Source organism: Listeria grandensis (assembly GCF_014322885.1).
Taxonomy (GTDB): domain Bacteria; phylum Bacillota; class Bacilli; order Lactobacillales; family Listeriaceae; genus Listeria_A; species Listeria_A grandensis.
The window spans coordinates 100053-114676 of the sequence record NZ_JAASUG010000009.1; the positions used below are offsets into that span (position 1 = coordinate 100053).

Below are 14624 nucleotides of genomic sequence, written 5' to 3' on the forward strand. Positions count from 1 at the left end.
TCAGTCCTCCTAAATTATCGTATCACCGATGATTTGGAAACTTTACCTAAGTGATTGCACTCTACATTCACTCGAATATATTTTTCCTCAACCACTAAACCGTTTCCTTTATACATTATTCCGGATTTAACAGTAGCTTGTTGATAAACTACTCTTCTTTTAGAACTCGGTTTTTGTACATCATTTTTCTTATCGTGAACCGACCAAACAATACCTGAAACACCATTTACTTTAACATAGTTTTCTGTAGTCTGCGCGGTTACCTTCTCACCATTGTATGTGAACTTAGCACCAATCCCAGCAGTATACAATTTATTACCAGAGATTTTATCATAACCTGTACGGGTATGTCGTGCAGACACCGTCTTTGAAGCTGCATGAACTTTCTTCCCAAATATCACAGTTTCTCCGAACTTTTTTATACTTGAGACAAGGTTGGTATCTGTATCTTCTTTTTTCAATAACTCTTGCTCCTCAGTCGTCGCTCCTCTTTCATCCGCAATTTCAGTTACCTCTAGAGTAACTTCTGTATCCGTAACAACCAGTTGCGTGTCGTCATTGATAGTATATATATCAATGAACTCTGGTACGTCAGAATCCCCTATTCTACCTTGATTTTCAGCGATGGCATTATCATTATTAGCTAAATAACTCTGAACGATCGTTTCTTCATTCCCATCCGCACTTTTTAATTCCTCTACCAGTTCTTTCTGGTAAGTTAACTCTTCTTTTATTTCCTTATTGGTGAGATTTAACTCTCCTCCACCTGCCATGTTGTTATTTCGTTCTTTTCATTGATAATAGTATAACAGATATTAGCATATAACTTCCAAATTTTCGTCGTATATAGACAAGATAACATTATTCTCTTAGTAGTTATTCAGGTAGCATTTCAGAAATGTTAAATCCGCTGCGTGTTAACTAAATCATATACTAGGCTTTCTGAAATTCATTTAAATTTTCTTCATAAGGGTTTTTCAGGATTTTCACAAACAAATTTGCGCAAAAAAAACCCCAACAGCCATAAACCGTTGAGGCTCTAAGATGGGTTGTGAGGGGATCGAACCCACGACCCGCTGATTAAGAGAAAACCTATAATCATGTAATCAATTATTTTTTATCTAATTTATTGAAAAGCGAATCTAGTATTGCCGCCTCAAAATTGTTCTCCACTAAAAACTTTTTAAGCACATCAAATCGCGCGACTCTATTCGCTAATTTGTTAACCCCCTCTGATGAAGCTTGTTTATACTTTTTGAATAAATCATAAATATAACTCTCGTGAATAGATAAATCCAAATCACTTGTTTCTTCATTTTTAAACTTATCATAAATTCTCACAAAGGTAGTCAACTTGGTTATCATATCTTGTGATAGATCCTTACCATTTCTATGCAGAAAGAAAATAAAAGAAAAGATAGTATAGTTCTGAGTCTTCTTTTTGATAAATCTCCTTGTACCCTTATCATCTAATAATTTCGATATACTGTCCATCGCCTTTATAACAGCTTCTCTATCAGTTTCAACCGAATCATAGACAACATTATACTCATCGTAGGCATTATTGATAACCTTCACAGCATTTGATTGCTCTATAATACCTCTCTTCCATAGCAGTAATATATTGGCGCAATATTGCACATCTTGCATTCTCCTTAAATCATTTGCAGTGAAGAAATCTAAATCCACCCAAAAGTTGTTTGCAGAGATTTCAGTTGCCAAATCATGGAATAGCCCTCTATTGGCATTTCTCTTTTCTTGCGCATTCAGATTATATTCTGTTAGATTAAGCCTATTAAACATTTTAATGATATCTTCTCTAGAAGCATTCAAATCGATTTGTATAACAGCCATATTATAATTCCAAATTCTTTGCTTATCCTCATCATCTAGGTTAATAAAACCCTTACCACCATATTTTTTCTTCATCGTTCCTTCAATTAAATCAGCTTCATTCAAAAGAAATTCACCATCTATAAACTCTAAGATAGCATTTATCCGTTGTTGACCGTCTACTATATGAGTTGACGCTTGTCCAGTCTCAGGATCTGTTGAACTCTGCCAAAAAAACACAGACGGTATTACATAGTTTAATAGCATAGTCTCAATTAGCCTTACCTTATCTCGCTCCAACCAGACAGACCTTCTCTGATATGTATCGTCTACTATTAATTCTTTACTATTTGACATCGTATGAATTAGCCTTACTTGCATTTTCACATCATTGTACTGAAAACTCATAATAAATTCCTCCTCGCACTCTCTATACCAATCAACTGATAATTCTCCAAATCCTCCCATGATCGATATATTCTGTATGAAATTGGATTAGGTATAGAGAACGTATCTCTTAATTCAACATTAGCGCTATTTATAGTGTCTTTAACTAAATGTAAGCCCCCTGTCACATATTCTAAAGAACTATCATTGATGTAACCATTAAAAATTGCATTAGTTATACTGTTGTACTTCCTAGTTGGTAGGCGCTGAACTTTATTAGCAGTACGAATTGCTGCCCATATTTCTTCGAATAACCTAGGAGAAATAATCGCTAAATCTAAATCTGAAACCTTGTCATGTTTGTCATCGTAATCCTCGCTATTAGAATCAAATCTAATAAACTCCCTAAATGATTTTCTAGGTGATAGACTAAAACCAATTTTTGCGCTTCCAACCATTTGGACACTATGAAAACCTACATTAAAATTTTTCATAATTATTTCTTTAAAATCATCCGTTATATTGATTAATTCTTGTTCTTCTCTTTCTAGCACTTCTTCAAAATACCAATTGTATGATTTAATGATATATTTCATATAAAATTCTATTGGTTCCAATTTTTTCAAATCTTGCTTTAACTTTTCGCATGTTTGAACCATACCTAAACCCCTTTCTCACAAAAATATTTTATTTAAAAAGGTATATAATTCACCAGCTATACCCTTAGACATCTCAAAAGGAACTCCATTTCCAATAGTCTTAAATTTATTTGTCAAAGTCATAGTGGGTGGTAATATAAAGTCTTGAGGTAAAGATTGAATAGCCAAAGCCTCCGCTACTGATATACGACGTGGCTTATACGGATGTAAATGTACCTCATTGTTCCCATATGCAGCTGTGGGAGAGTATCTCCATCTGTGTAAACGTTTAAATGATTTCTTAGAAATATCACCCTCCTCAATACTATAGAATTTATTTAATGCCTGACGCGGCTTGAAATACTCATTTGCATTGGGATGTATATATACTCCATTCTTTTTAAACCAATACTCTACTGTAAAAACTTCATTTATATTTTTCGGTTTTCTCAAAATATTATCTTCTTGAAAAATATTTGTCTCAGGCCAATTAAGGAGTTTAATTTTCTCAATGCTATTATGCTTTATTCCCCAATTAAAATTCTGAACTATTTCAGATTCTACTATACTCAATGTCTCCCTCAAAATCCCAATCATAAATATCCGCTCACGATCTTGTGGAACATCAAATTGTAGCGCATTAAGTAGGCTATCTATTATAATATAACCCGCATCTTCTGCTTGCTTCTTTATATCGTTATAGAATAGGTTATGCTTTTTGGTCTTCCACAACCCTTTTACATTTTCAAAAACAAAAAAATCAGGTAACTCTTGTATAATCAAGTCAAAATATGTCTGAGTTAGCTGTCCATTTTCTCCTTCCCTTCCTCTGTTCTTACCAGCTACAGAAAAATCTGGGCAAGGAGGACCCCCTATAAAACCTACTATATTATTTTCTTTTTCAATTTCCACCCTATCCTTAAATTTCATATTCCCAACATAATCACCTATGCTCCCCAAAGAATACCCAAACTTAGGTTCAGCCAACTCTAAATTTTTCCTAGAATATTTATATGCTTCTATAAACGGCTCAAAATATTCATTAACCTCGACTACACTAAAACCACTTTTTTCAAATCCCAAGTCTAGAAAACCAGAGCCAGAGAAAAATGAAAAGACACTAATATTTTTCATTGCTAAACCTACTTCTATTTTTTATTTATAATCTCGAACTGTAACAAACTAAAATATTAGCACTAAACAAGAAATTTCTCCACCTATTTTTCTGCAATATCAATAATCTCCCGAATATCCTTCACATCCAAAGCATCCGCAATCCGTGCAATATGGTCAAAATAGATACTCTGTCTTTTATTATTCACTAGCTTACTGAGTATGGCTGGTTCTATATCAGCTAACCTAGATAGTTCTTTCATCGAAATTCCGTGTTTCTCAACTAATGATTTTAGATTAACCACTACAACTTTTTCCATATCCACACCACCTCTTGTCTATATGAACATTTTATACTATAATGAAACTAAAACCGTTGTTCGATTGAGCAACTTTCGAAAAAGGAGGAAAATTTATGCTGTCAAAATCATTTAATCACGATTTTTCATTATTTTGTCACAAGCGTGTGGAACATTTCTTATCAGAAGAAAATTCTAGTATTGAATTTAAGGCACTACAAGAAAGACAATTCCATATAAGGGATGCGCTTGAACAAAAGTTAAATAACTATAATGAGCTAAAATATCTTGATGAATTATTTAAATACGAAACAGAAGCTTTTATGCGTATCTATGCCACCGCTTTTAAAGAAGGGATATTATTCTCCAAGAATCCCCAATAACCTTATTTTATGGCGACAATTCAATTATTTTCCTTTATAATGGATTTATAGACTAACTTTAGACGGGAGAATAGGGATATGACGCAAATAAAAGTTAATAGAGAAAAGATGATGAATCACGCTGCGGAACTTGGAGATAGTGTCTCGGGAATGACCCATCATACAAAGAAAAATAACGCGATGTCTTACACTCAATGCAATTCTATGAGCAATTGTCAGGAAGCTTTATTTGATTTGGTGAACTATGTCGATTTATTTGGAAAAGTGGTGCAGGAAGACGCTATTCGTATCAAACAAATCGGTGAAGCTTATGCTGCCAAAGATCGGGAAGTCGGTCAGAAGATGCAACTGGAGGTGCGCTAAGATGGAACCAAGAAGCCAGCAAATTCATCAAACATTGCAACAATTAAAGCGGAAGACGGAGCAACAGGAAGATGAGCTATACGCTCTAAGACAACGGCAAATTCAGCTAGAATACACGGAAACAGAGCTTCGGCACATCGAACGTGAGAAAGAGAACCTTATTGCCCAAGCTCACGATGTATGGCGCGGAAATCACGGTAGAAGTGTGGCTTATGATGCGGAAGATACCGCACATGAAAGTTGGAGAAAATTACGTAAACATATTGAAAGTACGCGGGAACAGCTACAACAAGAGCAGAAAACCATTCAATCGAGCCTATCTCAAATAGAAGATGAACGGAAACTGTTACATAGGGAGCTGATTCTATGACTCGCATCGATATTGCCGAGGTCACACATTTCTCACAACAATTACGCGCATCGAATCAAGAATTAAAACAGTATGTAAATGCCGTGAAACAAGCTGTCATCGCTTATATTAATGATACATCGATTAGTGGAGACGCCATCGCTAGCTCAAAAGAATACTACGCGGGCGCCTATTTCCCACTATGTGCATCGATCAAACAAGCGCTTGACCTGAGCGAGCAAAAGATACAAAAATATATTACTGATTTCCATTCTCAAGTGGATGCTTCCCCCAATTCTAGGCTTGATGTGGATGGTATTCATGACCTAAATCAAAAAATAACAGGTTTCGAAAATCGTCTAGAAAGCGTTACGTCACAATTAACGGCTATTAATGGAACTGGACACGCATCAGAGCTAAATTATTTAGCCACACAAATTTTTGAAGCGCACAAAAAAGAAGAGATACTGAACAAATTTATGGATTTCGAACAGAGTCACAGAAATTTCTTTTATGAAGTTGGAGAACTAGCGCATTATATTAAGCAAGCACTGGATAACATTCAGCAAAATCTTAAATTCGATGGCAAAACTGGTATGTATCATCTCGAAAAACTGAACCCTGCGACATTCAGCCAGCTCACCAAAATGTATGCGAGCCAGCAAGAAATTGATGATAAGATAAGAGAAATTGAAGAAATAGGACTAACGCCAAACATTCCAAAAGGCAATAGTGCTGGTTTCATCACGATTGATGGTAAAATGAGTACCGAGGCTACACTCGATTTTGTGAATCAGCAAATGATTTATTGGCAGAGTGAGACAGTTTTCCGCGAAGTACTAGGTGTAGGTTCGTTTTATCGTGCGGTTTATGGCGTGGATGCTGTGTCTGGAAAGCATATTAGTGACGGACAGCGGTTATTAGACGGTGCACTTGTGTTGACACAATACGGGGCTCCTGTGCTTGGTTTAGCTAAGTTCACTGCAAGATTTGAACCAAGTAGAGTTGTAAGTAGTGCTGAACGTCAGATAAACGCTGTCGATAAACTTAAACTCGAAAAATGGAGTTATCCTCCAAATGAAGCAAAGTATCTTAAGTATAAAGCCGTTTATGATAATCCTAAGTACTATAATCAAACGACAGGTGATATCAATTGGCCTCCAAATAATGGTTTTTCTGGCGCCCCTAAAGATACCATTATCAAAGAGGGTAGCTTGCTTGATCGTTATGGTGAGCCAAGGGGAGAATTCTTCTCACCAAAGGATGTCCCTTATGAAATGAGAGCACTGGCACTACACAGTGATGAAGCAAATTACTATGTATACCGAGTTCTTAATGATTTTGATGCAAAAGGTGGAGTAGCAGCCCCTTGGTTCGATAGACCTGGTGGGGGAACACAGTATATAAAATATCACAGCAATGGCGAAGCGTACACCATGAAGGAACTTATTGAAGAAGATTTAATTGAATTCGTATCCTTAAGAAAGTGGGAATCACAATGATTATTGATGAATTAAAAAAAGATAAAGGCATAAGTGTCACGGTAACACACAATCTAGACAATGAAATAATAACTGTATATGCTAAAAATATCGATACTGACTCTGTAGACCAAGATTCAGCTATAAGGTTAAAGAAAATAGACTCTGAATGGATTCTGTATAAAGTCCAACGAGACCAAGAATTTGTAATCAAGGAATTTTCTGACGAAACATTAGCTAAATTAGCCCTTTTTGTCTCTGTTTCACGAGAATTCAGCTCAGTAGACGCAAGCAATGATGTACGTGGAGAACTCAGGGCACTAAAATTTGATTTAGAGGCAGCCGATAAATATATAGACAATGATATAGGCAGTGATTATTACTCATTTTTTGAAGATAAGGTTGATTGTATAAATTTAAAACTTAGGGAAAACACTTGTTATGATATTTACTATCTTAGTCCAACTGGTGACACTGCTATCGTATCAGAAGATAGGAAATTACCTAGTGCATTTATTGTAGTCTATAATTTCAGCTTTATTCTAAAGCAATTTAAAGAGGTCATTTATCCACAATTAATTAACTATAAACTTTCACCAAATCAAGTAGAGTTACTAAAACGAATATATCTAAAAAAATAGCCTAGCTTTAGCCCTTTTTATGAATAAAATGAGGAGAACAATATGACATTAATCGAAAATATTAATAATGGTCAATACGAGCTAGACGATTTAGAAAACTATCTTAGCGCAGGCAATGCCATCGTACTTTACAACAGGATGCGTGAGATTATTGATAAGAAAATTACTAATCCATCTATAGTTCAAGCACTTATTAACATTTCTGGCAGAAGAGAGCAAACACTCGAAGATAAAATGTTAGGGTTTTATACAGTCGGAGATTTTGCCTTAGCCACTTTAAAAAAATTGGGGATTGATTTGACTTCCCTCAAAGAATATACGCGTTTAGATTCCTTTGAAAAAGAGCTAATTGATGAGCTTGCAGAGTCAGGGGATTTGTAAATAGGAGTGACACGATGGCTGTTTTCATTATCATGACAAAAGAGTACGAAAATGAGGAAAAAATCGTATATAAATATGGGCCTGATGAAAAAATCTCAGGTATTATTGAATATAACAAGAATAGCGGCATGATTAGCCAGCAAGAACCTATTGTTTCAGAATTTTATCCAGATGAATTTTTCTTTAAGCGAGCTGGAAGACGCTTGGCTAGAATGGCTATTCAAGACAATGGCAATTTTGTTGAACGAACTACGATTGAATCTTGAAAGTTTCACTATATGGTATGTCAACAAAAAAATGGATACCCACTACTAGGAGATGAATACACAAAACGAAATATACCAAGAAAAGCGCAGCATAACCCAGAGCCTAAAACTCAAAAATAGAAAAGCAGTAATTTTGCATAATCCATTCTCTACAATGGCTCTATACAAAATTACTGCTTATTTTTCATTTAATCCAATCTTTTCACTAGTGACTTTAAAGTATTGGCAGAGGCTCCCTTAATTAATTTATCCAAACGATTATAATACAAAGCGTCTGCCGCTTCCCACGAGCCCTTACCGCCTATAACATAGATTCCAACTATATCCGTCAGATAATGCTCCTCGCTTTTTTTGTCCCCTTTTTGTTTCGCTTTCAAAGCTTTAGCACGAATTTCCTCTACTACTTTCATCTCTCTCATCAGATTTAAAAAGTCTTCATCTAATTTTCCGAAAATTTCCTGTTTAAAATCGTCATATTCACGATTATCCAAAAGTAAATCATTGGGTGTAATGTATAAAATTTTACAAATCTCAAGTATTTTTTCTAGTGATGGTGTATAAACCCCTCTTTCTATTTTCGAATAATTCTGGCGATTGATATCTAAATCATCAGCAAACTCCTTTTGAGTTATCCCTTGTTCTAAACGGTATGCTTTTAAATTTCTCCCAATAGTTGATACATCTCTTTTCCCAATTATCGGCATTATAACTACCCTCCAAGTAAGTCTGTTTATGATAAAAACTAATTGAAAAATAAGCTTCTCAATGCTAATATTTAAATGTAAGCTTATTAATCCTATTTCACAATGTAATTATAGAACAAATAGACTTATTTGTAAACTAGAACTTTAACACTGCTTATCTATAAACTTTGTCCCGACATGGCGCGAAAGCGCCAAATGGCAATGTTGAGCGGCAGCGATCGGGACAGTGCCAAGCTTTGCTTGGTACTAAGGGCGCATATGTAACACCGCCCTAATAATACAAAAATAAATAAGAAAAAGACTGGTATACCAAGCAATAGCATACTAGTCGGCACGCACAAATGCGCCTTAACTTGAAAGGAGGTGAATAATTTGGCTAGAGAGAATATCAGCGTTGGAATAGATTGGCTAAATATTGTATTTGAGAATCTGCATGCAAAAGATGTATTTGATAACATTCTAGATATTAATGAACTGTACTTTAGTAAACAGCCTCGGGGAATTCGTTATAAAAGCTACACAACCCTATACCAACACGGAAATATACAAGTTTATGCGGATATTGAACCCTCACTTAATAATCCCAAAGGGACAGGATGTTACCTAAATATGAGCGGTATTGGTTGTCACCAGTTAAAAATCTATCTTGATGCACAAAAGCGCTCATGGAAAGATTTTTTCCAATCTTGCGCCCAACAATCAGGAAAAAGTGGCTTTCATATCACCCGTATAGATGTCGCTATTGATGACCGTAACACAAAACCAGCGTTTACAGTTGCTCAATTACATCGAAAGTGTGAGAAAGGAGAATTTATCTCTAAAAGCCGTCATCATCGCCTACAACAAAGTAGTTCTGACAAGGTGAAAAGTGCTAAGACACTTCGCGAACTAGCATTTGGATTCTTGAAGGGTAATCTTAATTTTCTTGTAGAAAACCCTGAACAGTCCAATAAAAGTAGATGGGATTCCTGCCGTTTTTGGGAACGCTTTTTGGAAAATGCTGAACCAGTTAAACTAGAGATTCAACCCACCGTAAATACTCTGCTAGATACCCAAGATTGGCTTTTGGAAGGTGGAGCTTTAGCGGCTTTAAAAGCATTTGAATTTTTAGAGGACAAGCAAGCTCTTGGTGGACTTCAATCTTTGGAATCCATGAAAAAGAAAACGCAATTCAGCACTAATCTTAGCGCGAAAATTGTCACCCATCTAAGTATGATAGGTAAATCAGAATTTATACCACTAGTATACGAACAGACGAAACAAACAGAATTTTAACACATGGAAAGGGTGCTATTAAGATGTCTAAAACAAGGCATAAAAAAAGTAGTGCTATAACCAAAGAAATAAATTCTCCAGATATAAACACTACCCGTTGCAAGGTTATTATATCATAAATGGAGAAACTTTCAATACAATTTGATGGAGGTTATCGTTTATGGCAATCACAAAAACAGCGCGAAAAAGTTATCGTGTCGATATTAGCCTCGGAGTTGACCCCATAACAGGGAAACAGCGTCGTGTCCGACATAATAACATTTCTACTAAACGTAGCGCGCAACAATTAGAAAATCATCTAAAACAACATTACTACAATGGTACTCTCTTACCCGATAAGTCATTATCCTTTGAGCAACTAGGAAACCTTTATTTTCAATCCTATACAATTAATCATAAACCAACCTATGTGCGTACTCAGCGTGGCTATTATTCCAATCATCTTTTCCCATATTTTAAAGATTGCTTGATCAAGAAAATCACACAGACGCATATTCGAGAATTCAGAGAGCATTTACTCACTTTGAGCTTATCCTTTAATAGCATCAACAAGCATATGATTCTACTAAAGAAAATTTTTGATGTTGCTGTGGATGAATCCCTTGTTTACACAAATCCTTGCTTGCGTATTAAAAAGTTGAAAATCATCAAACAAAAAATGCATTTCTGGACAACTACCGAATACTTGCACTTTATCGCATCTATCAGGGAAGACGAAGAAGTTCATAAGATTTTTTATCAAACTGCTTATCTCACTGGAATGCGTGCTGGGGAACTGTTAGCACTAAGATGGTCGGACATCCATTTTGTGAAACAGGAAATTCACGTATGTAAGACTGTCTCCCGTATCGATGGGAAAATGATTGTGACTCCACCTAAAAGCGAGACCAGTAACCGAGTGATAACAATCAATTCCAAACTCGCTAAGATGTTATCCGATTGGAAAGTGGCGCAATCAAAGCTTCTCCCCTCCATTCCAACGAAAGATTTAGTAATTTTTCAGCATAAGACATCACATCCAATCCGAGAAAACTTCGGGACTAAAAAAATTCAACGGATATATAATCGTTGTGCTGTTCAGCCCATTCGTTTGCATGATTTCAGGCATTCCCACGTGGCTTTGCTAATAGATAACGGTGAAAATATAACAGTAATAAAGGAACGGATGGGACATGCTAGTATCACAACTACAATTGATACATATGGACATCTATTCCCCAACAAACAAAGAGAAATGAGTGATAAACTAGATTTTCTGTAGTTTTCAAAGCAATTTAGTCAACCTCAAAAAGCTGAAACCAATTGAGCACGAACGGTTTCAGCTTTCTTATTTCTAGGCGTAGGCAATTTTAAGGCAATACTACTCCAATTTAGTACATATTTCAAGGCAAAATAAAAACCCCAACAGTCATAAACTGTTGAGGCTCTAAGATGGGTTGTGAGGGGTTCGAACCCACGACCCGCTGATTAAGAGTCAGCTGCTCTACCAACTGAGCTAACAACCCGTGCGATAAATGTTTTTACCGACAAGACTTATTCTAGCACTTTCGCTCTGGCTTGGCAAACATTTCACACATTGTTGGAAGGACCTCATTTTCTGGGGCCCTTCTTATTTGTCATCTATTCTACAATCTGATTGAAATACTGGTCATTTATCTTTCGTATCCGCTTTAATTCGCATTTTGGCTCGCGGTCGTATGTTAGTAGCCCGTTGATTTCGGCTTCCACGTCGGTCAGTTGGGTGTAGCAGTAGCCGTGTAGGGCTTTGGAACTGTAAACGGCTTGCATGACGCGGCTGTAATCGGCGACGAATTCTTCGGCGTTTTTCACGGATGTGTAGCCCCAGCCTGTCTGGTCACCTGTTTGAAAACCTATTCCACCGAATTCTGTTAGCAAAATTGGCGCGCCTTGGTGCTCAAATCCTGCGGCATAGACCGCGCGTAATGTGGATTGGGATTTCAAAATGGCTTCTTTGTCGTGGATCATCGCGCTAAAATCGGCATACTTCTGGGGTTCGTCTTCTCGGCCGTGTGAATAATTATGCACCGCGCAAATATCGGTTTCGGTCATTTCCCAGCCATCATTGGAGATTACCGGACGGGTTTTGTCGAGTGAATGAATGAGATGATACATCGCCTGGGTGTGATGTTGTTGTTCACGGTTGTTGTGAATCCCTGGTACGCCCCAGCTTTCGTTGATCGGCACCCACGTCACAATGCTCGGATGATTGTAATCGCGTTCGATAATCTCTAACCATTCGCGAGTCAGTCTGGTCGCGGCGTCTTCTGTGTAAACTGGTGCCGCCGCGCATTCGCCCCAAACGAGGTAGCCCAGCGTATCTGCCCAATATAGGAAACGCGGATCTTCTACTTTCTGATGTTTGCGGCAACCATTGAATCCCATTTCCTTGGCAAGCTCGATATCGTAACGCAACGCCGCGTCGGACGGCGCAGTCAACAAACCTTCGCGCCAGTAACCCTGATCTAGCACCAATTTTTGGTAGTAAGGGCGGTTGTTCAAATAAACCATGCCCGCCTCCGTGTGCACCTTGCGCATTCCGAAATACGACGAAACTTCATCATACACCGCCAAATCATCCTCTAGGCAAAATGCAATCTGAAAAAGGTTCGGGTTTTCTGGCGTCCAATTCCAGCCATCATTATGATTCGGCGAGCGAAAAATCTGTTTTTGATAAATCGCCACGTCGCGTTGCATATGGTTTTGCGTCAACGTCACCGCATCTTCAGCAACCAGCGTCTCCCTGAAACGAATCGCATATCGTAAGCGCTTACCAACAATGCTACCCGCAAAAATCAAATCGAGTTCCACCATACCGGTGTCCACATTCGGCGTCATGCGCAGCTTTTCAATATGTAGCGCGTCCACGATTTCCAACCAAACCGTCTGCCAAATTCCCGTCGTGTTCGTATACCAAATCGAATCCGGTTCCGGCGTCCAACTCTGCTTTCCACGCGGAATCGTCTCATCTTTTTGCGGATCAAATACCCGCACAACTAGCGTCACAGCCTCACTACCAACCACAAATGGCGTAATATCCAGCGTAAACGAAGTATGCCCGCCATCATGCTCACCGACCTTCTGCCCATTCACAAAAACGCTCGCCGAATAATCCACCGCACCAAAATGCAGCTTCACTTCCTTGCCACCGTCCAAATCCCCATCCAACTCAAACTCCCGCTTATACCAAACAATCTCATGATGCGTCTGATCATCAATCCCACTGAGCGCCGTCTGATACACAAATGGCACGACAATCCGTTTCGCAAACGGCACATCCCCACGAAACCAGCCCTCACGCAGCCCAACGTCCCCATCATCAAAAGCAAATTCCCATTCTCCATTCAAATTCAGCCAGTTTTCCCTTACAAATTGCGGTCGCGGATATTCTTCTCTCAACATTTCGCATCGCTCCTCCTCATATAAAACGCTTACAGTAAACTCTAAAGTTAATCAAACTAAAAAGCCATCTTACTTGCATTATATACAATAGGTAACCATCCTGTCAAATAAATAAAAATAAGATTAACTTAAACGTAAACTATAGACATATTGCTTTTTATAAGAAAATGTTTTATGCTCGAACAAATACCCCTAGGAGGCTAATCCCATGACATTCCCAACCATCCAAACATCGCGACTCACACTAAGACAGTTAACTACCGATGATTCTAGCGCCATTTTTGCCCTGCGATCAAATCCAGAAGTTGCCGCTTTTCAAGACCGCCCATTACAACAAAACCTCGAGGAATCCACCGCATTTATCACTAAAATAAACACAGGAATCGCCTGCAAAACCTGGATTTTCTGGGCCATCACGCTACAAGAAACATCAGAATTTATCGGAACCGCCTGCCTATGGAATTTCTCAGAAGAGCAGACACGTGCGGATTTAGGCTACGAATTATTGCCACGATTCCAAGGCGCCGGCTACATGCACGAAGCCCTTCTCCCAGTAATCGACTATGGTTTCACACAACGCCACTTACAAAAAATCGACGGCGTAACCCACAAAAACAACGACCGCTCCACACAACTCCTCAAAAAAATCGGGTTCACGCTAAATCCAGATTTTGTGGACGGAAACGAGATTATGTACACATTAAAAAAGAGAAGTTAGGAATTTAACACCTAACTTCTCTTCCTGTTTCTACATCTTCGAAATCCAGCTTTTGTTGCGGCGTCTTTCGCTGAGCTAGAGCCGCAATATGAGTGCGAACAGAGTGAGCATTCGTTCCTTGTACTGCGTCATGAGCTGCGTCTCCGAATCCAGCTTCAACGGCCAACTCCTCGAAAACTTCACGCCCTCCATAAAAAGCAAGAGCGGCTTTTTACTGCGGCCGCTCCAGTTTTTTTCGGAGCTGAACGGGCCGTTTCAGCTTTATAATCCAATCCAGCTTCAACGGCCAACTCCTTGAAAACTTCACGCCCTCCATAAAAAGCAAGAGCGGCTTTTTACTGCGGCCGCTCCAGTTTTTTTCGGAGCTGAACGG

17 protein-coding genes and 1 tRNA gene are annotated in these 14624 nt (G+C 38.1%); 10 read left to right on the top strand and 8 right to left on the bottom strand.

Annotation, left to right across the window (positions count from 1 at the left end):
* Nucleotides 1-14 precede the first annotated feature (14 nt).
* The 5 genes from HCJ54_RS12435 to HCJ54_RS12455 form a co-directional block, all read right to left on the bottom strand.
* Nucleotides 15-773, bottom strand: coding sequence for a hypothetical protein (locus HCJ54_RS12435; RefSeq protein ID WP_187137872.1), 759 nt, complete (start codon nt 771-773; stop codon nt 15-17).
* 337 nt (nt 774-1110) lie between these two features.
* The gene (locus tag HCJ54_RS12440; protein ID WP_187137873.1) at nt 1111-2241 is read right to left on the bottom strand and encodes a DUF262 domain-containing protein; all 1131 of its coding nucleotides are present in this window, start codon (nt 2239-2241) and stop codon (nt 1111-1113) included.
* Nucleotides 2238-2879: a hypothetical protein gene (locus tag HCJ54_RS12445; protein ID WP_187137874.1), complete on the bottom strand. Its 642-nt coding sequence runs from the start codon at nt 2877-2879 to the stop codon at nt 2238-2240. The genes HCJ54_RS12440 and HCJ54_RS12445 overlap by 4 nt, the downstream gene beginning before the upstream one ends.
* A gap of 15 nt (nt 2880-2894) precedes the next feature.
* Complete coding sequence (locus HCJ54_RS12450) at nt 2895-3992, bottom strand: DNA cytosine methyltransferase (protein WP_187137875.1); 1098 nt, start codon at nt 3990-3992, stop codon at nt 2895-2897.
* Between the two features lie 83 nt (nt 3993-4075).
* Nucleotides 4076-4291: a helix-turn-helix domain-containing protein gene (locus HCJ54_RS12455; protein ID WP_185366242.1), complete on the bottom strand. Its 216-nt coding sequence runs from the start codon at nt 4289-4291 to the stop codon at nt 4076-4078.
* Between the two features lie 95 nt (nt 4292-4386).
* Between HCJ54_RS12455 and HCJ54_RS12460 the strand changes: the two genes are divergently transcribed.
* From HCJ54_RS12460 to HCJ54_RS12490, 7 genes are all read left to right on the top strand, one after another.
* Complete coding sequence (locus tag HCJ54_RS12460) at nt 4387-4653, top strand: hypothetical protein (protein WP_187137876.1); 267 nt, start codon at nt 4387-4389, stop codon at nt 4651-4653.
* A 78-nt stretch (nt 4654-4731) separates the two neighbouring features.
* On the top strand, nt 4732-5016 hold the full coding sequence (locus tag HCJ54_RS12465) for a DUF3130 family protein (protein WP_187137877.1): 285 nt from the start codon (nt 4732-4734) through the stop codon (nt 5014-5016).
* 1 nt (nt 5017) lies between these two features.
* Complete coding sequence (locus HCJ54_RS12470; RefSeq protein ID WP_185389643.1) at nt 5018-5386, top strand: DUF3958 family protein; 369 nt, start codon at nt 5018-5020, stop codon at nt 5384-5386.
* The gene (locus HCJ54_RS12475) at nt 5383-6867 is read left to right on the top strand and encodes a glycohydrolase toxin TNT-related protein (RefSeq protein ID WP_187137878.1); all 1485 of its coding nucleotides are present in this window, start codon (nt 5383-5385) and stop codon (nt 6865-6867) included. The genes HCJ54_RS12470 and HCJ54_RS12475 overlap by 4 nt, the downstream gene beginning before the upstream one ends.
* Entirely contained in the window at nt 6864-7487 is a 624-nt protein-coding gene (locus tag HCJ54_RS12480; RefSeq protein ID WP_187137879.1) for a hypothetical protein, read from the top strand. The genes HCJ54_RS12475 and HCJ54_RS12480 overlap by 4 nt, the downstream gene beginning before the upstream one ends.
* Before the next feature lie 42 nt (nt 7488-7529).
* Nucleotides 7530-7868, top strand: coding sequence for a hypothetical protein (locus tag HCJ54_RS12485; RefSeq protein ID WP_187137880.1), 339 nt, complete (start codon nt 7530-7532; stop codon nt 7866-7868).
* A gap of 14 nt (nt 7869-7882) precedes the next feature.
* Nucleotides 7883-8134: a hypothetical protein gene (locus HCJ54_RS12490; RefSeq protein ID WP_187137881.1), complete on the top strand. Its 252-nt coding sequence runs from the start codon at nt 7883-7885 to the stop codon at nt 8132-8134.
* Nucleotides 8135-8322: 188 nt separating this feature from the next.
* Here the strand turns inward: HCJ54_RS12490 and HCJ54_RS12495 are convergent, their stop codons facing one another.
* Nucleotides 8323-8838 (bottom strand): helix-turn-helix transcriptional regulator, encoded by a 516-nt coding sequence (locus HCJ54_RS12495; RefSeq protein WP_187137882.1) that lies wholly within the window; start codon nt 8836-8838, stop codon nt 8323-8325.
* A gap of 372 nt (nt 8839-9210) precedes the next feature.
* On the opposite strand from HCJ54_RS12495, the gene HCJ54_RS12500 reads away from it, so the two are divergent.
* Both HCJ54_RS12500 and HCJ54_RS12505 read left to right on the top strand, forming a co-directional pair.
* Entirely contained in the window at nt 9211-10113 is a 903-nt protein-coding gene (locus tag HCJ54_RS12500) for a replication initiation factor domain-containing protein (RefSeq protein ID WP_187137883.1), read from the top strand.
* 160 nt (nt 10114-10273) lie between these two features.
* On the top strand, nt 10274-11374 hold the full coding sequence (locus HCJ54_RS12505) for a tyrosine-type recombinase/integrase (protein ID WP_187137884.1): 1101 nt from the start codon (nt 10274-10276) through the stop codon (nt 11372-11374).
* Nucleotides 11375-11545: 171 nt separating this feature from the next.
* Here the strand turns inward: HCJ54_RS12505 and HCJ54_RS12510 are convergent.
* Together HCJ54_RS12510 and HCJ54_RS12515 are read right to left on the bottom strand one after the other, a co-directional pair.
* A tRNA-Lys gene (locus tag HCJ54_RS12510) sits at nt 11546-11618 on the bottom strand.
* 115 nt (nt 11619-11733) lie between these two features.
* Nucleotides 11734-13533, bottom strand: coding sequence for a glycoside hydrolase family 2 protein (locus tag HCJ54_RS12515; RefSeq protein WP_187137885.1), 1800 nt, complete (start codon nt 13531-13533; stop codon nt 11734-11736).
* Nucleotides 13534-13741: 208 nt separating this feature from the next.
* Between HCJ54_RS12515 and HCJ54_RS12520 the strand changes: the two genes are divergently transcribed.
* Nucleotides 13742-14251 carry a GNAT family N-acetyltransferase gene (locus tag HCJ54_RS12520; RefSeq protein WP_187137886.1) on the top strand — a complete coding sequence of 170 codons (510 nt, stop codon included), beginning with the start codon at nt 13742-13744 and terminating at the stop codon, nt 14249-14251.
* The last annotated feature ends 373 nt before the right edge of the window (nt 14252-14624 follow it).